The following is a 21,382-nucleotide window of genomic DNA, read 5'->3' as shown; positions in this document are numbered from 1 at the left end:
TGTCATTCCAACGCAAAATCCAATCGAGGATCTTCCTTAAATAATATGGACATGTACGATAATGACATTATATATAGAGGCTCTGAACCGATTCTGAACAAATCGCCTTATTTCGACAACGTGGGGAGCAAAGGTTTAAAAATAAAAAACCTCCGACTGCACTTTCCTTATAAGGAAGTGAGCGGAGGCTTTCGTTTTATTTTGATAAAAAATTGTGTACATGGCTGACCAACTATTAAATTTCCACAGCTACGCCGTAATGGTCAGAGACTACAGGGCCGTTCTTTCCGTTGAGAACTACCGTCGAAGACTTCGCCTGTACCGGACGATTCGAGAAAATATAATCAATACGCAGATCGCGTTTGTTATCCGCCCATCCGGCAATGGCTTTGACCACGGTTGCACCGTCATCCTTTTGCACAGCTGTCGTGTACAGGTCATTCCAGCCCTTGCTCATCATATAATCGTAGCCTTCCTCACGTACTTCCGCGACATTATTGAAATCACCCATAATATACAGCGGCTGGTCCATATATGGAGCGAGCTTGCTCTCAGTCAGTTCCCACTGCCCCTTGAAAGGCTCTTGTTCATCATCCCACCAGTTATAGTGTCCATTCACAAACCAGGTGGCTTCGCCTTGTACTTCAGTCTGAACACCTATAATTTTGCGTGTCCGGTAGTTGGCGTAATCCCGCATGTGGGATACATACTCTCCAAAAGCCTTTGTAATCGGCGTCCGGCTCAGGATTGCCAGCCCTTCATCGTATTTTTGGAAACCGACATGGGCGGGAATCCATGTCCAGTAATAGGTCTCGGTCAGTTGCGTAAGCAGAACGTAGGCGTAGTTGTCTTTTTTGATCACAGCATCCGATTCCGTGGCAAAGTAATGTTTCAGTTCCTCCGCGGACAGCGCTGCTTCTTGCATCGATTGATTAACCTCTTGCATGGAGATCACATCAAATTGGTGTGTATTGATAAAATCAGCCAGCTGACTGATCTTGTTCAGTTGGTCTTCTTCTGCCCAAGCGTGCGTATTTAACGTAAGTATTTTCATATGCTCTCTCCTGTTGTTTAGAATTAAGCCGAATCCCGGCCTGCATCGTTCCTGAAAGGAATACATACGATAAGCATACACAAGACGAGCCTATTATGCATGGTTTATGGTAAAAAATAAAGATCGGTACTCTTGGGTTTCACCTATTAAAAAGTCCCATCCAAGTTCTCAGAACCGATGCACGGAGCACATGATAACTGATATGATGGATACATGAAATGTACACCATTACGTCAAGACGTGGTGATTACTGAACCTATGATTTCCCCAGGAGATGGAATGATGAACATACCTATTGACATGAACATGGATGATGCGCAGTGGCAACAGCTGATCAGGCAGGTCGCTGAACATTTTAACAACCTGACGATTATGCGCGGATTTCAATATTATAAACAGAAACGCGTCGGAACATTAACCTTCACTGAACAAAACGGAATTTTGGCTGAAGTGCAGGGCTCCGATGATTATAAAGTAACCCTGAGCTTGCAATCGTTGAACAGCAGTCACTGCACCTGTCCGGTAGGATCTCATTGCAAACATATGATAGCCGTTCTAATGAGTTATGCGGAGCAACTGGGGCGACCCGTACATGGCATCGTCAATGCTCACTCCAGTACTGCACTGAAACAGGCTCCAAAACCTGCTGCTATGGCGACTTCAGGACGTTCGGATTACGCAGCGCACGAAGAGGATCTCACCATCCCTGATAACCAGTATAGCCAGATCAAGGAACGTGCAACGGAACTTGCAGAGCTTGAAATCACGGAATGGCATGAGCTGTTTCGGGCATGCCTGAAACGACTCGGGATAGGCACGCCAAGTACATCGTATGTGCAGGCCGCAGCGGACGAGCTCTATTCCATTAAACCTAAGCTATCCGCTGGCATGGACCAGTTATTTGAGCTGCATGTTCAGTTGCACCTGATTCGCTTCTGTGTGCCTGGCCGCAATTCAATCACACATACACCGGTGTATCTGAGCTATCCTGCTCAACTTGCCGTGGATGCGCTCCAGAAAGGACTGGAACAGATCTTTAGCCGTCCGTTGGATCTCTCAGGTCTGAAGGGCACGAAGCTTGAACAACTTTGGAAAAGGCTTGAGGAAACCTCATCTTACCTGCGTACGCAGATGATATCCGAGACATCCAGCATGATGTTCTTCACCCCGATGTATCGACAGCTTTGGTTAAACTGGATCGTTCCTCATCTCCAGGAAAACCGGAAAACGCTAGAGTCAGAGCTGGCGTTTCTACAGGAAATGGAGAACGGACTGACTGCTGCTTCCAAACCCGCCAAACCTGGTGAGAGCGTGCTAAGCGTAGCGAATCTAACGGAAAATGGGCGCAATGCGCCGATTAAATCTGCCACTCTGCCCTTGCCGCTGGTATTGGCGCAGAGCTGGATGTATTTCCATTTGGGACAAGATGATCAGGCTTGGCAGCGATTGATTAGCGGAGGCTCGGCATATGGCATCCCGCCGGAGCATCTGCTGCATTTTCTTCATGTGCTTGCAGATTCTTCAGACTGGAAACGGCTAGGCGAGTGGTTAGTACAGCTCGGACCTCTGCTCGCGAACCGACGGAACTCCCCTCTGAATGATTACATGCAGTTGTGGGACACAGCCATTCATCATCTTCCTGATGTAGAACACCGCATGTGGGACACATTGGTCAGCATGCTGCCTCATTCCCGGCCAGCTTATGAAGAAGCAATGCATTCCCGGGGACAGTGGCGGCGGTGGATTGATTTTCAACTGAGCACGGAGACAGAGCCGCTAGAATTCCGGGTAGCGGTGCTACAGCCGATTGAAAAGGATGCACCCGAACTGCTTTTGCCTTTCTACCATCAAGCAGTGGATCGTTATATCGGACACAAAAACAGGGACGGATACAAAGCAGCAGTGAAACTGTTGAAGCGTCTGTCCAAAATTTATAAAAAATTGAAGCAGGAAGAACATTGGGAGCAGTTTATCACCACATTGGCTGTTCGCAACAGCCGACTGCGCGCCCTGCAGGAAGAGCTTCGGAAAGGTAAGTTGATCTCATGAGCCTAATGCACCCTTACACCGAAACAATTGAGGTCCATGTTGCATTGACAGGATACGGGGACGCCTTGTTCTATGGAGCGCTGAACACCCATCACTTTGTATCGGGACAATCGCTCAAGCAGCGATTATTTGCTTGGCATGCCCCTTCTTTCTACGGTACAGAACTTGAAACAAGACAGATCGAAGAAATTGAACTGGTCGTACTGCCTGCGGAAGAAGTGATTCCTTTCTTCAGCGAAATGAACACCCTTCTACACATAGAATGGAAATGGGACGAGCAGGCAGAGCATTTGATCCGGCTGGCCCCGGTACTCGCAGCATCGATTGAGAATCGTAAATACATCCCTAGCTTCACCGCATTTCGTACCGGACAACTGCAATGGACCTGGGACCCGGACAGCTTGAAAAAGCAGGATCGCACCACTCTTGGCAAAGCTCTGGAACAAACGGATGAGAGCTACGCCGAAGGGCTGAGTGCTGCCTTTTCCGCTTCCGTGTTCCAGCGATGGTACAGTACGGAGGAAGCGGCCACCGATCTGCGGCGAGAATTCCCGCAGTTGTTTCCACAAAGCGGAACAGCTCCGCAAACAGCCGGCATGGATGCCCAATCCTGGCTGGTGTCCATCGGCTGGAAAGCAGACGCAGCCCCATTCCGTCCACTCCTGCAATTGCTGGAGCCGGAAGATGATGAACCGGCTTGGCGGCTACGGCTGGTATTGCAGAACAAACTGGATGCAGCCGTACTCGTTCCCGTGAGGCTAGATTCACGTGGCCGGTTGGAAGGTGAATGGCCTGACGTGTGGACGCCGTTCATCCTTGATCGTTCGGGAGGATGGCTGGAGCAGCTGCGTGCACATCTGCCCCGAATTCGCCGCGCTATCAGTGGCAGTCGGGATGTGCTCAGTGATCCATTGGAAGATCAGGATGCTTGGCTGTTCCTGACGCAAGACAGCGGACGACTACTCGAAGCTGGCTGGCAAGTGCTGCTTCCGGGTTGGTGGGAAGCTGCACGCAAGAAGAAACCCAAGCTGCGTGCCAAGGTGAAACCGGAGGAAGGCAGTGAACGGGGACAGTCGTTCTTTGGACTGGACTCGATCATTCATTTTGACTGGCGTATTGCGATTGGGGATACGGATCTCAGCGAGGAAGAATTCGCTGATCTCGTGGCCCGTAATGAGCGGCTGGTCCGCTTCCGTGGAGAATGGGTTCCCCTCGATCCAGCCTTGCTTGAGCAGATTCGTAGGGCCATGGGTGGTGTGGATCAGGAACAGGGGCTATCGTTTCAGGATATTTTGCACCTGCATCTGCTGCATAATGAGCAACGCGAATATCGTAACCAGAAACGCAAAGAAGGACAGGATGAGGAAGAAGAACAGCCACAATCCAACGAGAACATTCGACTTGAGGTGGAACTGAACGAACACCTGAACCGGGTAATTGCACAGCTTGGCGGCGGGCAAGGCGGCGCTCCTTCCCTGCCTATTCCGGAAGGATTGCATGCTGAGCTGCGTTCTTATCAAAAAGAAGGTTTCGCATGGCTTGGATTCCTGCGTAGATTCGGTCTCGGGGCTTGTCTTGCGGATGACATGGGACTGGGAAAAACGATACAGTTCATTACGTATTTACTTCATCTCAAAGAGCATGAGCAGCGCTTGCCTGGGCAGGCCCCGGCCCTTCTCGTCTGCCCCACTTCCGTATTGGGAAACTGGCAAAAAGAAATCAGCCGCTTCGCGCCTTCAATTAACGTCAGTTTGCATTACGGGGCACGAAGACTGAGCGGAGAAGAGTTCCGGGAACAGACTGAACAGGTAGATATCATCATTACCTCCTATGCAACAGCTACTCTGGATCAAGAGATGTTGCAGTCATATACGTGGGCATCCATCTGTCTGGATGAGGCGCAAAATATTAAAAATGCCCAAACGAAGCAGTCCATGGCAGTACGCAGCTTCCCGGCAAAACACCGTATTGCACTGACTGGTACGCCGATTGAAAATCGGCTGTCCGAGCTGTGGTCCATCTATGATTTTATTAATCCAGGCTATTTGGGCAGCGCGCGGGCATTTCAGACTCGCTTTATCAGTGCGATCGAGAAGGATAAGGACGAGCAACGCATGCAAGATTTGCAGCAGCTCGTGAAGCCATTCATGCTGCGCCGCAAGAAGAAAGATCCGAATATTCAACTCGATCTGCCGGACAAAAATGAGATGAAAACCTACATTCACCTTACGGGTGAGCAAAGTGCACTGTATGACCAGTCCGTTCAGGAACTGATGGACAAAATGAAAGAGCTGGAAGGCATCAAGCGCAAAGGTGCGATTCTGTCTGCCTTAACCCAGCTCAAGCAGTTGTGTGATCATCCCCTGCTGCTGACCAAAGAAGCCTTGCCGGAAACGATCTCCTCGGAAGGCTCTGTAACAGAGTATGACCTGTACAGTCCGCAGGATATGGCCATGCTGATCAGTCGCTCCGCGAAGCTGGAACGACTGATGGAACTGGTCCGCGAACTACGGGATGAGGGCGAACGGTGCCTGATTTTCACACAATACATCGGCATGGGACAGATGCTGCAACAAGTATTGAGACAGGAGTTGCAGGAACCTGTGCTATATCTGCATGGGGGTACGTCCAAGACAGGAAGGGATCGCATGATTGATGAGTTCCAGTCCCGGACGTTGCCTGCGGCAGAGCAGCCGTCGGTCTTTATTCTATCCATCAAAGCAGGCGGCGTGGGCTTGAACCTGACCGCAGCGAATCATGTATTCCACTTTGACCGCTGGTGGAACCCTGCCGTAGAAAATCAGGCTACAGACCGCGCCTATCGGATGGGACAGACGAAGGATGTTCAGGTACACAAGTTCATCTCGCTGGGCACACTTGAAGAACGCATTGACGAGATGCTGGAGAGTAAACAGCAGCTCAGCGACAATATTATCACCAGCTCTGAAAACTGGATTACCGAGCTGTCGACGGATGAGCTGAAGGATCTGTTCACCCGGCGCCGCGACTGGTCGGGTTAACTCCATACTAAGTTGATGCGACATACGCAACCTTGTAAATAGTAGAATACAAAAAGAGCGAAGTGTCGGAAATGCATTCCGTCTTCGCTCTTTTTTTACATTCCTAGCGCATGTTTCCGATGATAGACGATCTTGAATCCTGCATTTTCTTGATGAAGTTAGTCATCACATCAAAGGTTTCATTACGTTTGTTAGATAAAGACTGCAAACGCAGCATATCCATCTGTAGTGAATTGCCCATCGCATCAATTTGGTTTTTCAGCTTTTGAACTTGGGCAGTATCCCCGTTCTGAATAGCTGCCTGCAATTGTACGTTCAGCTCTGCAATCGCTTGATTTCGATTTTGAACTTCTTGAATTTGTGCCTGTAATTGGATATCCAGCAATTTCGTGCGTTCTTGCTGAACCATCATCAAAGCTGTTTCGATATCCATGCTACTCAAATTAATGCTTGAGACAGAAGGTACCGTAGATACACTTGCAGCAGAAGCAGAAGTTACAACGGATACAGCTGCGATGGCAGCAATAACTGTGGAAGAAATGACTTTGCTTGATTTTTTCATAACGTACACCTCCTTTTATATTTGTAGATACCCCCCATTAACTGGCATCTTTCGACATCATATATCGAAGGTCCTAGATCCTACAACCTATAATTGCGAAGTTGAGACTAAATTGATACAGATTGATGGGTAGTTCTACAGAAAAATGTGGTAATTCCCTAAGATGAAAAAAGTGAGTTGCTGTGCTACAATAGAGGAATTGTGCATTCACAGACAGACATGTGGGTAAGGACTTGAATCTATCCCGATTCATTCATATTTATCCATGACCATGCTGCCATTCTAGGGAGGTTTATGGAACAATCATGCTCATTATTGGTATCGCCGGAGGAACCGGCTCCGGTAAAACGACGGTAGCTCGCTCCGTCATAGACCGTCTTGGATCAGGAAAAGTGACTTTCATATCCCAAGACAACTATTACAAAGACCAGTCGCAGCTCACCCCTGAGCAACGTCGACTCACCAATTACGATCATCCGTTTGCATTCGATAATGATCTGTTAATTGAGCATCTTACCCTGTTAAAACAAGGACAAACGGCATATGCTCCCGTATATGACTTCACCATAGATAACCGTGCCGCTGATGAAACGGTTGAACTGGCACCGAACCATATCGTTATTGTGGAAGGACTGCATGTCCTGATCGATGAACATCTGCGTGCCCTTCTGGATATCAAGGTATTTGTTGATACGGATTCCGACGTACGTATTCTGCGCAGAGTACTGCGGGATATGGAAGAACGCGGCCGTACGATTCAATCCGTGTACAAACAATATCTCGAAACCGTCAAACCGATGCATGATGCTTTTATCGAGCCTTCCAAAAAGTATGCAGACATCATCATTCCCGAAGGTGGACATAATGAAGTCGGCATTCAGATGTTATCCATCCTGACTGAGAAATATCTGACCGGTGAAAAGTGGAATGGCGCATAATTTAACATGATTTTGCTGCATTAGGCGTTATGTCCTGCTCACGTCTGAGTGAGACAAAAACGGGCATCGCTCATACAATATCACCACTAAAATCCAGGTTGCGATTAGCGCAATCTGGATTTTAGTGGTATTTCTATTTTATAATGGACTCCATAGCTGAAAGGAGACATCACAACATGGCTACTTTTGAAGAGTTTATACAGCATGATATCCGCGTTGGTACAGTGGTAGAAGCCGAACCTTTTCCAAAGGCTCGCATGCCTGCCATTAAAATGACCATCGATTTCGGCCCACTTGGCCTTAAACGTTCGAGCGCCCAAATTACGAAACGTTATACCCCTGACATGATGGTAGGTAAGCAGGTTATTGCTGTAGTCAATTTCCCACCGCGCCGAATTGCAGGTTTTGTATCCGAAGTACTGGTGCTTGGCGGCGTGCCTGATGAAGGTGATGTTGTATTGTTAACCCCCGACCAGACATTACCGAACGGAACACCGATTGCCTGATTTTTTATCATATCGCTATTCCTGTCTTTTCACCTTAAAGTATAAGGCTATGAATCTTCGGATTCGCGGCCTTTTTTTTGCATTTTTTGAGGTTCACAACATAATGAAGACTAATCTCCCTGTTCCATGCTTCTCGACCCTTTTGGAGACACACCCGTCACTCGCTTAAACATCTTGGAAAATAGTAATGGATCTGTATACCCCACAGAGTGGGCCACTTCACTAACCGACAGGGCTGAATGCTGCAGCAGTTCAGCTGCACGATTCATCCGGTATTCGAGAAAGAAAGCCTGTAATGACTTGCCGTACCTCTCCTTAAAAAGCCCTGACAGATATGTGCGATCCAAACCTACGGCTCGGGCAATATCTAGAATTGAAGTTCTCTGACTATACCTGTTCTCCATAAATTGAACGGCCTGCCTGATGTATTCCTCTTTAGTGGACAGTGGCCGTTGCAGCTGCTCTTCTGCAGGAGAAGATGCAATCAATTCGGCGATCAGCCGGTACAGCAGGCTCTGGTTGAACACATCTCCCCCGGTACGTGTTGATGCTTGAACCATCTCCGTATAAAGACGAGCAAATGTGTCTCGATCTCTAGCCTCAAATACAGGATGTTCCGGACTGATGTGCGCCCGCTGCATGAATGCCTTGGCATGAACACCTTTGAACCCGAACCATGAATAAGTCCATGGCTGCTTCGCATCTGCTTCATAATGAATAAGTGTATCCGGAAGAATGACAAAGCCTTGACCCTGTGTAAGCTCGTATTGTTGATCCGCCATAAACACAGTGCCCTGTCCTTCATGAATGTAATGAACAATGTAGGCATCCCGAACACCCGGCCCCCAATAATGCGACGGATCACATGCCTGCCAACCGAAAAATAACAGTACCAATTCCATCTGCGTCAAATCCATAGGAACCACGTTCGTTTCGATTAATTTCAACATTCCACACTCCCTCCGTTCACCACAACAGGCAATCTCTTCACTAAAATTATAACAGGTAAATAGATGAATTATTAGCTGTAAGCGAATCCAAAAATGGGATTATGCCATGTTTCAGAGAGGTTGAGCCATAGTTATATAAGCCCGATCCGCCTATATTGGAGGTACACCATTTATTCAGGGAGGCTGAACTTGAGATGAACAAAATTACGTTCCTCGGTGCGGGAAGCACCGTTTTTGTCAAAAATGTATTGGGTGACGTTATGATGACCGAAGCACTTCAGGATTTTGAGCTGGCGTTGTTCGATATTGATGCTGAACGCCTAAGCGACTCAGAGCGTTTGCTTACCAGTATGGCCCGTTCGCTCGGAAGCCAATGTGCCATCAAAGCTTATACCGACCGCAAGGAAGCACTGCGCGGAGCCAAATATGTGATTAACGCCATTCAGGTGGGCGGTTATGATCCGTGTACCATTACGGATTTTGAGATTCCGAAGAAATATGGATTGCGTCAGACGATTGCCGATACGCTCGGGATTGGCGGGATTTTCCGTAATTTGCGGACGATTCCGGTGATGCTCGATTTTGCACGGGATATGCAGGAAGTGTGTCCTGATGCGTGGTTCCTGAACTACACCAACCCGATGGCGGTACTAACGAATGTCATGAACGTGCATGGCGGAATCAAAACCGTAGGTCTGTGTCACAGTGTACAGGTGTGTGTACCGCATCTGTTTGATGCACTGGGGATTGATCAGACGGGTGTGGTCGCGAAAGTTGCGGGTATCAACCATATGGCCTGGCTGCTGGAAGTGACACGGGATGGTGAAGATTTGTATCCAGAGATTAAACGTCTGGCGAAGGAAAAGCAGAAAGAGCAGCATGATGACATGGTGCGTTATGAGCTGATGCAGCGTTTTGGATACTATGTAACCGAGTCCTCCGAGCATAATGCCGAGTACCATCCTTATTTTATCAAACGAAACTACCCGGAGCTGATCGAACGCTTCAACATTCCGCTGGATGAGTATCCGCGCCGCTGCGTGAACCAGATTGAAGGCTGGAAAGAAATGCGTGAGAAGCTGTTATCCAGCGAAAATATTGAACATACGCGCAGCCGCGAATACGCTTCGCATATTATGGAAGCTATGGAGACGGATCGCCCTTACAAAATCGGCGGTAATGTCATGAATAACGGACTGATCACCAACCTGCCTCGTGAAGCCTGTGTTGAGGTGCCTTGTCTTGTTGATGGATCAGGTATCAGCCCGACGTATATCGGGGACCTGCCTCCGCAGCTTGCGGCATTGAACCGTACGAATATTAACACCCAGCTGTTGACCATTGAAGCGGCGATTACGGGCAAAAGAGAGCACATCTATCATGCCGCAATGCTTGACCCGCATACAGCTGCCGAGCTGTCCATCGATGATATCGTCTCCATGTGTGATGAACTGATCGAAGCTCATGGCGACTGGTTGCCGAAGTACACGTCATAAGAAGTTCATTGTTTGCAATTCAGAAGCACTAGTCTCCTCTCAGCAGGGAGGGGCTGGTGCTTTTTTGAGCTTTCATCTTGTTTCCTAGCCTAATCCTGAAGCAGAAAACGATAGCCGATTCCCGGCTCGGTCTGAATAAAACGTGGACGCGTGGGATCTTCCTGCAATTTTTTGCGCAGATGTCCGACATATACCCGCAAGTAATGGCTGTCCGACTCATGATGATGCCCTCCCCACACCTGTTGCAGCAGCTGGCGTTGGGTAATAATTTTGCCTGCATGGGTTGCGAGCACTTTCAGCATTTCATACTCAGTTGGTGTTAATTTTACGGGTGACCCGTCCAAATCGACCTGTCTCTGGGCCAAATCAATGGTGAGCGGACCAAAACGCAATACCGGCTCATCCGTAGTTTTAGCCACATGGCGAAGGGCAACCCGAATACGGGCAACGAGCTCCCCCATGCCAAACGGTTTGGTGACATAATCATCCGCCCCGCCATCAAGTGCAGCAATTTTATCCTCTTCGCGATCCTTTGCAGTCAGTACAATGACTGGTACCTGCGACCATTCCCGAATCCGCTGAAGTACATCCATTCCGGACATACCAGGCAAGCCCAGATCAAGCACGATCAGATCAGGATGTACAATGCTCGCCTGAAGGACCGCTTCTTCGCCGTTGGCGCATTCGTGAATCTCAAATTGATGCGCCTGAAGCGTAACCTTCAGCAGTTTACGGATTTGTGGTTCATCATCCACAATTAATATACGCGCGCCTTGCGGTGCCGTCATGTCATTCTTCCTCTCCTTGTCCCATATACGGGAATGATGCTTCGGGTTCCTCTGTGGGCAAACAGATGCATACCCGCGTCCCGCCTCCCGGATTCGGTTCTGCGGTAATCGTACCTCCGTGAACTTCGACGATTCCTCTACAGATGGCAAGCCCGAGTCCCGTACCTGTCACATGCCGTGACGATTCGGATCGATAAAACTTCTCAAACACCCGCTCGCGCTCTGCTTCCGGAATCCCAACACCCGAATCAGCCACCACAATAGTCATTCGTCCATGCCGCTCATCCACCTTCACCGTAATGACGATTTCACTGTCCTCTGGTGAATATTTGATGGCATTGCTGATGACGTTGACCAGAACCTGCTCCAGCAAAACCTCATCCCCGGATACAAACGGCGGCTGATCGGGCAATTCAACCCGAATGCGACGGTGCTGGATGAATTGTTGAACCTGGGTTAGCACAATGCCGATCATGTCGCCCACGTCGCACCATTTTCTGCGCAGCTGCAACATGCCACTCTCCAGCTTCACCATGCCCAGCAAATTGGTTACCAGCCTGTTCATGCGAAGCGCTCCATCCCGAATATTGCCTGTCAGTTCTTTTCGATCCTCCGGGGTAAAAAGAGAATCATTCTCCAGCAAACCTGTCGCTGAACCAATGATGGCCGTAAGGGGTGTCCGTAGCTCATGGGACACCGAGTCCAGCAAAGCGGTGCGAATTCGTTCCGATTCAGCCGTCACTTGCGCGAGTCTCGCTTCCTCAGCCAGCTTGACACGGGCAATGGCACTTGCTGCCAGCCCGCCACACGCTTCCAGCAAACGCAGCTCTTCCCGCTGCTCCTGAAGATCGCTGGATTCCAGATTCACAGCAAGCACCCCATGTGTCTGGTCTTCTGTACGCAGCGGCACATACAGACCAGACGATTCCCGCAGGCTGGAGGAGCCGCGTCCGGCAATTTCGCCATGTTTATACACCCATTTGGCAATAGCGACTTCAGCTTCCCCTTCACCCCAGGCTATTGAATCCGAATCCTCCGAAGAGGAGGTAACCTGAAGTTCGCCTTGAGCATTCGGGAGATATATTGCCGCCGGAGCCCCAAGTGTCAGTGACACTTGTCTCACAATGTTGCCGAGTAGAGTATGCAAATCTGTAACAGCCGTCATCTGACGGCTTAAAGCATATAGCGAATTCGTCGTAATCTCGCGTTGTTTTACCACCTCCAGCTGCTGCCGCAGGCGCCCCGCCAGACTCGCCGTTAATACCGCCACTGCCAAATACACTATAAAAGAAAACATATATCGCAAATCTTCAACCGTAAAACTGAGAAACGGGGGAACAAAAAAGAAGTCAAAGGCAACAACGCTAAGACTTGCTGCATATATGGCCGGACCCATTCCCCAGTACACAGCACTGACCAATACCGGAAAAAGATAAATTAGCCCCACGTTAACCAGGTCATCACTAATCCCTATCGCATGAAGCAGAATGGTTAGCAATGTGATTCCAAGGGTTACCCATATATATTTGGGAACACGGTTCAGCTTCAGCCAGAAGTCTTCCCCTTTATTTCGTTCAGACACAGCACATCTCACATCCCGCTCAGATCATAATCGTAGTCCGCAACGATCAATACGTCCATATGTCTGGATAACCGCACCAGCCTGCTGACCACCGTTCCCTTTCCACGATAGCCGTTCAGCCACCAGACTCGTCTCGCTTGACCAACCACCAACTGCGTTGCTTTTTCTTCAGAAGCTTTACCCGCCAAAATACCAGGCACATCTCTCAGCCTCTGGCTATGATGAATATGAAATTTGCCGCCCAGTCGAACGGTCAGCTGTTCCAGCTCCTCCAACTGGCATTTCACTTCATCACTCATGACTTCACCTACATGAACATGGTGCACATGCCAGACCGCCTTTAACCGGTAGGCTGTACGAAATCCGCGGCGAATCAGCCGCTCCGCATGCTCATCACTGCTTACGCAGACAAAGACCGCCTCCTGTCTGCGCCAGGGACCGCGAAGTGCACTTTTGCGCTCCTGTGATTCAAGGCGTTCATCCACATCATCGGCCAATTCCCGCAGGGCAAGTTCCCGTAAGGCAATCAGATTACCAATGCGAAAAAAATGACCAAGCGCTTGTTCCACCTTGGCTGCTGCATAGATTTTACCCTCCCGCATGCGTTGCCGCAAGGCTTGGGGGGCAACATCGATAAGTTGGACCTCATCTGCCATTTGCAAAATCTGATCCGGCACGGTCTCTCGGACTCGAATTCCCGTAATATGTTCCACCGCATCGTTCAGACTTTCCAGATGCTGCACATTCACGGTAGTGATGACAGAGATGCCTGCATCCAACAGGATCTGCACATCTTCGTAACGCTTTTGCCGCAAGCTTCCCGGGACATTCGTATGCGCGAGCTCATCCACCAATACCACTTCAGGACATAGACGAAGAATGGCATCAGTGTCCATTTCCTCGAGCTGCACCCCTTGGTACACCCGCTGCTCTCGTGGAATGATGGATAACTGGCCGATCTGTTCCAACGTCTCCGCCCGATTATGTGTCTCCAGCAGACCAATCTGTACATCGATGCCTTTGCGGAGCAGATCATTGCCTTCCCGGAGCATCATATAGGTTTTTCCCACACCTGGCGCAGCACCGATGTATACCTTGAACTTACCACGCCGAATCTGACCAATCTGTGCCTTCATCTCCTGCTCACTTAACCTGCGATATGTTGGAGTCTCTGTATCCGGCAATCGGGTCGGAAGTACCCGCTCGCCCTCATGCTGTGCCCGATCGGCGAGTAGAAACAGATCGACACCCCGCACTCTGCGCAGCAAGGAATTAACAAATGATCCCCGCCACAGCTCCTGCCAGCGACTGTGCCGTGAGTGTCCCATAACAATACGGGTAATCTGATGCTGGACTGCGTAGCGTGCAAGTGTAGATGGAATGTTACGGCGGTGTAATACAGGCAATTCCTCAAACTGCCCTCCAAACTTCTCCACCAGTTTGATCATGTTGCGACGAAAAACAGTAGCTTCCTTGGTTAGCGGCTGCTTCATATTGCGAAAGGTCACGGCATGCAGATCCCCGTTTAATCTCTTCGCAATCTGCTGTCCGCGCCGAATATAGATGGACCCGTTCCAGTGATATTGGGTGGATACCAAAATGCGTTCCATGATGCCTGTCGTAACCGTAATTCCCATCTCTTCCCGGTGCTCACGCAGTGATTCGTTGACCCCTTCCGCAACAAGTCGAAGAGCCAGTTCACGCAAAATGCCCAAATTGCCATGCCGAAACACCGCTTCACCTTCATGTCCCCGAAGGTGTCCCTCCGCAAGACGGCTTAATACGGTTTCCGGGGTTACATCGATCAATTTCACTTCATCGGCCAGTTCAAGGGTATCGGCAGGTACAGTATGCTCTGCTGCAATTCCCGTTAGCTGGCGTGCAAGCTCCGTATATCCCTCCAGTTCATATACATTCACCGTTGTAATGACACTGATGTTGTGTCGCAGCAAATACCGAATGTCTTCCAGTCGGGTTGCATGACGCGCCCCTTTTCGGTTTCTATGAGCAAGCCCATCAACGAGCACAACCTCCGGATTACGTGCCAGCAGAGCATCCAGATTCAGGTCCTTCATCTCCATGCCATCCTTCCAGCGAGACCAGTGAATGCTTGGAATCCGCTCCAACTCGCCGAGCTGCTCCACGGTCTCCGGTCTTTGCATGGTAGACACAGCGCAGATAACCACATCGATCCCCTGATGGCGTAATGTGTTTCCTTCCCTAAGCATATGATACGTTTTGCCCGAACCGCTGACCGGACCGATATATATCTTCAAGGTGCCCTGCTGCAGCTTCGTGATCATCTTCAAGATGTCTTCCGGGGACTTCCGCTTGAAGCTGTCTTCCATCCTGTTCACTCCCCCCACATACCCTTTACTTAAAATGGAGAAAGCCCCTTCCGAAGCTCGGAAGAAGGCCTGATACGAACAACCGAGGGAAGTTGTATTCCCCGTGGATCTACCCAACACGATGCCTGTTATTTTAGCTCAGCCGTCAACGCTTGATTCAGAGCGGTCACATTCACACGAGGCTCACCGAAAATGCCTAGCTGTCGCCCTTGTGTATGTTCCTCGACGATCTTGGCAAGCTCTTGCTCACCAAGGCCCGTTGCCTGGCTAATCCGGGGAATCTGTGCTTTTGCTGCTTCCGGTGACAGATCCGGATCAAGACCGGAACCGGAACCTGTCACGAGATCTGCAGGAATTTGCTGCAAGCCCGGATTCTCTTGCTTGAGCTGAGCTACCTTTTCCTTCATTTCAACAATATACGCCTCCGAGGCCACGGCGCGATTGGAACCTGCCGAAGCAGTTCCATCATAATTAGCGTTCGATGCCCGGGGCTGGAACAGCCCCGGCGATTTTACTTCCTGCGCCAGCAGAGACGAACCGATGGTTTTCCCGCCTTGTGTGATCAGACTGCCGTTCGCCTGATTTGAGAAGAGCAGCTGCGCCACTCCGGTTGTAACAAGCGGGTAGATAATACCGCAAATTAGCATAAGTACGACAGACAACCGAATGGCGGGCAGTACCTGTTTCATATGAATCACATCCTGATTTGTTATTGTAAAAACTCAACCTATACGTGTTACACTGGTTCACTCCGATTGCAGCACCATCCTACGATCGCTGTTATCCCCAGATTTTTTTTGATTCCCTTTTCCAAGGGATAAAATCCGGGGATAAAGGCGAACACTTCGTTTCTTCAGATTGGTTCTGCACTCTTCGTTGTCGTGTAAATCAAGGCTTCTTTTTAAATACTTAGTTAAATAAGCCCCGACAGGACCAGATCAATCAGCTTAATACCGATAAACGGAACAATTACACCGCCCACACCATAGATGAACACATTTCGTCCAAGCAGCCGCTCCGCGGACATAGCCCGATATTTCACACCCCGCATGGCGATTGGGATTAGCAGTGGGATAATGATGGCGTTGAAGATCAGCGCTGACAAAATTGCGGACTGCGGTGAAGCGAGATTCATAATATTGAGTGCCTGAAGCTGCGGCATGGCTAGAATAAACATGGCCGGAATGATGGCGAAATACTTGGCAATATCATTGGATATCGAAAAGGTCGTCAGTGCGCCGCGGGTAATGAGCAGCTGCTTGCCAATGGAGACCACCGACAACAGCTTGGTCGGGTCGGAATCCAGATCGATCATGTTGGCCGCTTCCTTGGCCGCCATGGTGCCCGAATTCATCGCGAGGCCGACATCGGCCTGCGCTAGAGCAGGAGCATCGTTGGTGCCGTCGCCGGTCATGGCGACGAGCTTACCCTCCTGCTGCTCTTTTTTGATCGCGTTAATCTTGTCTTCCGGCTTGGCCTCGGCAATAAAATCATCCACGCCCGCTTCCAGCGCAATGGTCGCCGCCGTCAGGGGGTTATCCCCTGTACACATGATCGTCTTGATACCCATGGCTCGCATCTCCGCAAACTTCTCTTTCAGCCCCGGCTTCACCGTATCTTTCAAATAGATCACACCATAAATCTGGTCATCAATCGCAACAGCAAGCGGTGTACCCCCAGCCTTTGCAATTCGGTTAGCTATATCGTCCAAATCGCCGGGTATCCGTCCTCCACGGGAGGAAATATGGCGTTTGATTGCATCCACCGCACCTTTGCGAATCTGCTTCCCACCGCTTAGATTCAGACCCGACATGCGGGTCTCTGCGGTGAAGTTCACATGTTCTGCATCTGCATATTCTGTCTCCGCCCAGTTCTCCCCCTGCTTACCAGCCAATTCGACGACCGAGCGTCCCTCTGGTGTCTCATCCACTACGGAAGCTTGCAGCGCAGCCCGGGTCATCTCTTGTGCAGATACGCCCTGAACGGGAATAAACTCCGAGGCCATGCGGTTGCCGTACGTAATTGTTCCGGTTTTGTCCAGAATCAGCGTATCAATATCCCCTGCCGCTTCCACCGCTTTACCCGACATGGCGAGTACGTTGAACTGCGTGACACGGTCCATCCCGGCAATACCAATCGCGGATAACAACCCGCCGATCGTCGTCGGAATCAGACAGACAAGCAACGCGATAAGGGTAGCCAGATCAAGCCGGATGCCCAAATAATTCGCCATTGGCACCATGGTCATGATGACAATCAGAAATATCAGCGTCAACACGGCGAGCAGTGTTGTCAGCGCAATTTCATTCGGCGTTTTCTGGCGCTGTGCACCTTCAACGAGTGAGATCATTCGGTCGAGGAACGACTCCCCCGGATCGGTCTGCACACGCATCACAATATAGTCAGAAGTAACCCGCGTGCCTCCGGTAACGGAGGAAAAGTCACCGCCCGCCTCCTTGATTACGGGAGCCGATTCCCCGGTAATAGCGGACTCGTCGATAGAGGCCAGCCCTTCAATAATCTCACCGTCCGTGGGAATCAGTTCGCCTGCTTCTACACGGACGATATCTCCTTTTTTCAACTGGGTCGAAGACACTTGCTTAATGGTCCCGTCTTTCTGTACTAGCTTTGCAGTCGTGTCCGATTTCGTCTTGCGCAGCGTATCTGCCTGAGCTTTACCCCGTCCCTCTGCCAGTGCTTCAGCAAAGTTGGCAAACAGCAACGTGAACAACAGGATGAGAAACACCGCGATGTTGTACCCTCGCCCTGCCTCGGATGCAACAAATAGATCCGGATTGATACATAACAGCAATGTGATGAGTGTGCCGACTTCGACGATAAACATCACCGGATTTTTGATCATGACGACCGGGTTCAGTTTCTTGAAGGCATCCAGAGATGCCTGGAGCAGAATATCCCGACTTAATGTTTTGCTTCTTTTGGGCGTACCGGGATCCGTACCCGTACCTCTCGTTCCTTTACCCTGGGTTCTGATCGTGCCTCTGTCTAATCCTTCCACCGTCTGCTCCTTCTTTCGTTCTACTACATTCATTGTGATAATCCACCTCCGCACTTTACGTCCTTGCTCCTATTCCCATATCCGATCACCGTGCCGTTCATCATCGGATCATCGCCAGATGTTCTGCGATTGGTCCAAGCGCCAGTGATGGGAAGAACGTCAACGCCCCTACTACCACAATCATCATCACCAGAATACCTGCAAAAAGAGGCGTATGCGTACGCAGTGTACCCGTTGTTACGGGAACCATTCGTTTGGTGGCCAGTGATCCGGCAATGGCGAGCATCGCGATCATGGAAATGTATCTTCCGAGCAGCATCACCACACCAATGGCGATGTTGTAAAAGTCCGTGTTAGCATTCAGCCCGGCAAACGCCGATCCATTATTGGCGGCTCCGGATGCAAAGGCATATAACACTTCGGTCAGACCATGCATGCCTGAATTCGAAATTGAAGCGACAGACTCAGGACGCATAAGCGCCAGCGCGGTCGGAGCCAGAATAATCAAAGGATGAACAAGCAGCGCGATAGACGCGAGCTTCACTTCCTTACCCTCAATTTTTTTGCCAAGAAATTCAGGGGTCCGCCCAACCATCAACCCACAGATAAACACGGCCAGAATCACATAGAGCAATCCGTTGAGCAAACCTACCCCTTTACCGCCGAATACGTTGTTGAGCATCATCTCGGCCAGTGCAACCATGCCACCAAGCGGGGTAAGCGACTCATGCATATTGTTCACCGACCCGGTTGTAGCTGCTGTAGTCACCGCTGTGAAAAGCGCCGATTCGGATACCCCAAACCTGACTTCCTTGCCTTCCATATTACCTTGGATTCCCACCGCATCCAGCGCTGGCACACCGCGATATTCCGAAACAAATACCGTGGTCAGCATCACGAGGAAAAGTAAACTCATAGCCGCAAACAGCGTCCAGCCCTGCTTCCGGTTGTTCACCATGATGCCGAAGGCATAAACCAGCGCAGTAGGAAGCAGCATCATGCAGACGATATGCACCAGGTTCGACAACGCTGTGGGGTTCTCAAATGGATGCGCTGCATTGGTTCCGAACCAGCCTCCACCATTGGTACCCAAGTGTTTGATCGACTCCAGCGAAGCGACCAGCCCGCGGCTAATCGTCTGCTGTGCCCCGTCCAGTGTGGTTGCGTTCACCGCTCCCGCCAGTGTCTGCGGCACACCCTGGAATACGAGGAACAACGCCACAATGAAGCTCAGCGGCAAAAAGATTCTCGTAATCGACCGTACCACGTCGACGTAGAAGTTCCCCAGTTCATCCCGTCGGCCCACCAGGCCGCGAATGAAGGCAATAGCGACCGCGAAGCCGGTCGCGGCTGAGGTGAACATTGGAAACGTCACGGCCAGCATCTGCGACAGATACGACAGGGCATTCTCACCCGTGTAAGACTGCCAGTTCGTGTTGGTCATGAACGATGCAGCTGTATTAAAGGCCTGTGCCGCAGGCATATTACCGATGCCATCCGGGTTGAGTGGCAAATACTTTTGCAGCCGCAGCACCAGAAACATTAATAACAGCATGACGAAGTTTGAGATGAGCACGGCTGACAGGTACTTTTTCCAACCCATCGACTCGTTCTCCTTCACCCCCATCAATCGATACAGCAATCGCTCAGGCCCGCCAAATATCCGATCCAGTCCTGTTCGTTTGCCGTCAAACACCTTCACCAGATAACTCCCTACTGGCTTCACCAATAGTATGATGATCAGCAGCGTCACCGCCACTTGTAATAAACCGCTACTCATATCCGCATTTCCTCCCTAAAATCGACGATCCGAGTGCTTCTGGTTTCGTGCCCCAAGCGACCATCAGAACTTCTCCGGCCTCACTAGCACGTAACCAAGATAGACTACCAGTGCGAGCACAATCATGCCGATGACGATCATACGGCTTCTCCCCTTTCATGCCCTATGCATTCATGCCTTCTCACAAAATTTTACAAAGCCCCAGAACACCACAAACAACAGCACGACCAGCCCAATTATCGTGGCATCATTCACCATGTGCTCCCCTCCCTCTCTCTACCGTTCTTGCAACCTTCTACATATGAAATCGTAATACGAAACGCTGTAAAAAGGGGGTAAAGAAATACCCTCCAGGGTGTAAAAAAAGCGTAAAAAAGACCCGTTCCACTCAGCGATTAGCTGAAGGAAGCGGGTCTATGTATGTTGGGTGCCCTTTATCCAAACGGATTCTGGGCCCATTGCAGCAGTCTCTTCCGGGTAATTTTCCCGTGTGACGTATGTTGAATAACTTGGCCGCCGTCCAGCAGCAGGACTTGCGGCGATTCATGGTGAACCTCGGTATCTTCCGCAATGCGGCGGGAAAGCGAGCGGCTTTCGATGACTTTGACGATCCGGTACTCCATCTTCTGGCCGGGATCTGATGCATTCGAGCCCACAAAGGCCATAAACTCCCTGTATGCCCTCGCACTGACTGGACAAGTCGTACTGTGTTTCAGAAGCAGGACCGGATGATCCTGCGACCGCTCAAGTACCTCTTCCCATTCCTCCTGCTTATACAATTCCTTGACATGTTCACTCAGCATATCATCCAGCCCCGAGCCTGCACGTTTGCTAACGGCAGATCCAACCACGACGCCCATTGCCACACCAAAGGCAACCCCCAGAGCGATCTGGTTTGTTGCCACGCCAATACTCGTTCCAATGGCAATACCCACCCCAAGCCAAAGAGTTTGAGGATTCACTTTTTTGTCCATGGAGATCATCCTCCTTGAAGATATTCATAAAAAAATATTAATTTTAATGTAGGAACAGTCACTCATTTGCCTGTATAAAATGGCTATGATAACATAAGAATAGACAACATGTAGAGGTGAAATCCTCTTACGGCGCACGTCTGTTCAGATGCAGAGCAAATCCCACCGCAGGAGTTCAACCTGTTTAACGGTGGGTTTTTGTTTATGACTTCATTACGGTAATGCCCACCCGTTGTCTACCAAAATTATACCATAGGCGCCTACGCAGGCGCTTTTATATTCCTCATCGAAGAGTCCACTTTTGTGATACACTGAG

General features: G+C 50.0%; 16 protein-coding genes. 5 read left to right on the top strand and 11 right to left on the bottom strand.

Features of this window, described 5'->3' with window-relative positions; genetic code table 11:
• Positions 1-235 precede the first annotated feature (235 nt).
• Complete coding sequence (locus BUA17_RS29175; protein WP_072735802.1) at positions 236-1,054, bottom strand: endonuclease/exonuclease/phosphatase family protein; 819 nt, start codon at positions 1,052-1,054, stop codon at positions 236-238.
• Between the two features lie 279 nt (positions 1,055-1,333).
• Here BUA17_RS29175 and BUA17_RS29170 point away from each other — a divergent pair, with 279 nt between their 5' ends.
• On the top strand, positions 1,334-3,103 hold the full coding sequence (locus BUA17_RS29170) for an SWIM zinc finger family protein (protein WP_072735801.1): 1,770 nt from the start codon (positions 1,334-1,336) through the stop codon (positions 3,101-3,103).
• Positions 3,104-3,108: 5 nt separating this feature from the next.
• Positions 3,109-6,123 (top strand): DEAD/DEAH box helicase, encoded by a 3,015-nt coding sequence (locus BUA17_RS29165; RefSeq protein WP_072735817.1) that lies wholly within the window; start codon positions 3,109-3,111, stop codon positions 6,121-6,123.
• Positions 6,124-6,226: 103 nt separating this feature from the next.
• On the opposite strand, the gene BUA17_RS29160 is transcribed toward BUA17_RS29165, so the two are convergent.
• A complete protein-coding gene (locus tag BUA17_RS29160) occupies positions 6,227-6,685 on the bottom strand; it encodes a hypothetical protein (RefSeq protein WP_072735800.1) in 459 nt (152 codons plus the stop codon).
• Positions 6,686-6,990: 305 nt separating this feature from the next.
• Here BUA17_RS29160 and udk point away from each other — a divergent pair, with 305 nt between their 5' ends.
• Both udk and csaA read left to right on the top strand, forming a co-directional pair.
• Entirely contained in the window at positions 6,991-7,623 is a 633-nt protein-coding gene (gene udk, locus BUA17_RS29155) for a uridine kinase (RefSeq protein WP_063566443.1), read from the top strand.
• A 176-nt stretch (positions 7,624-7,799) separates the two neighbouring features.
• On the top strand, positions 7,800-8,129 hold the full coding sequence (gene csaA, locus BUA17_RS29150; protein WP_063566444.1) for a chaperone CsaA: 330 nt from the start codon (positions 7,800-7,802) through the stop codon (positions 8,127-8,129).
• A 110-nt stretch (positions 8,130-8,239) separates the two neighbouring features.
• Here csaA and BUA17_RS29145 read toward each other — a convergent pair whose 3' ends face one another.
• On the bottom strand, positions 8,240-9,079 hold the full coding sequence (locus BUA17_RS29145) for an AraC family transcriptional regulator (RefSeq protein ID WP_063566445.1): 840 nt from the start codon (positions 9,077-9,079) through the stop codon (positions 8,240-8,242).
• A gap of 194 nt (positions 9,080-9,273) precedes the next feature.
• Here BUA17_RS29145 and BUA17_RS29140 point away from each other — a divergent pair, with 194 nt between their 5' ends.
• On the top strand, positions 9,274-10,575 hold the full coding sequence (locus BUA17_RS29140) for an alpha-glucosidase/alpha-galactosidase (RefSeq protein WP_063566446.1): 1,302 nt from the start codon (positions 9,274-9,276) through the stop codon (positions 10,573-10,575).
• An 89-nt stretch (positions 10,576-10,664) separates the two neighbouring features.
• Here BUA17_RS29140 and BUA17_RS29135 read toward each other — a convergent pair whose 3' ends face one another.
• The 8 genes from BUA17_RS29135 to ytxJ all read right to left on the bottom strand — a co-directional run bounded on the left by BUA17_RS29135 (position 10,665) and on the right by ytxJ (position 21,066).
• Positions 10,665-11,363 (bottom strand): response regulator, encoded by a 699-nt coding sequence (locus tag BUA17_RS29135; RefSeq protein ID WP_063566447.1) that lies wholly within the window; start codon positions 11,361-11,363, stop codon positions 10,665-10,667.
• A 1-nt stretch (position 11,364) separates the two neighbouring features.
• Positions 11,365-12,945, bottom strand: coding sequence for an ATP-binding protein (locus BUA17_RS29130; protein WP_244552247.1), 1,581 nt, complete (start codon positions 12,943-12,945; stop codon positions 11,365-11,367).
• Between the two features lie 8 nt (positions 12,946-12,953).
• The gene (locus BUA17_RS29125; protein WP_072735799.1) at positions 12,954-15,293 is read right to left on the bottom strand and encodes a histidine kinase; all 2,340 of its coding nucleotides are present in this window, start codon (positions 15,291-15,293) and stop codon (positions 12,954-12,956) included.
• Positions 15,294-15,421: 128 nt separating this feature from the next.
• Positions 15,422-15,982 (bottom strand): potassium-transporting ATPase subunit KdpC, encoded by a 561-nt coding sequence (gene kdpC, locus BUA17_RS29120; RefSeq protein ID WP_063566449.1) that lies wholly within the window; start codon positions 15,980-15,982, stop codon positions 15,422-15,424.
• Positions 15,983-16,206: 224 nt separating this feature from the next.
• A complete protein-coding gene (gene kdpB / locus BUA17_RS29115) occupies positions 16,207-18,345 on the bottom strand; it encodes a potassium-transporting ATPase subunit KdpB (protein WP_240321502.1) in 2,139 nt (712 codons plus the stop codon).
• A gap of 67 nt (positions 18,346-18,412) precedes the next feature.
• Positions 18,413-20,092, bottom strand: a complete 1,680-nt coding sequence (gene kdpA / locus BUA17_RS29110) for a potassium-transporting ATPase subunit KdpA (protein ID WP_072735798.1) — start codon at positions 20,090-20,092, stop codon at positions 18,413-18,415.
• A gap of 63 nt (positions 20,093-20,155) precedes the next feature.
• Entirely contained in the window at positions 20,156-20,218 is a 63-nt protein-coding gene (locus tag BUA17_RS29105) for a potassium-transporting ATPase subunit F (RefSeq protein WP_231952816.1), read from the bottom strand.
• A gap of 308 nt (positions 20,219-20,526) precedes the next feature.
• A complete protein-coding gene (ytxJ, locus tag BUA17_RS29100; RefSeq protein ID WP_170867966.1) occupies positions 20,527-21,066 on the bottom strand; it encodes a bacillithiol system redox-active protein YtxJ in 540 nt (179 codons plus the stop codon).
• Positions 21,067-21,382: the final 316 nt, after the last annotated feature.

The sequence above is a fragment of the Paenibacillus sp. ov031 genome, from assembly GCF_900143165.1.
GTDB classification, from domain to species: Bacteria; Bacillota; Bacilli; order Paenibacillales; family Paenibacillaceae; genus Paenibacillus; species Paenibacillus marchantiae.
This window is presented reverse-complemented; position numbering and strand designations above follow the sequence as displayed.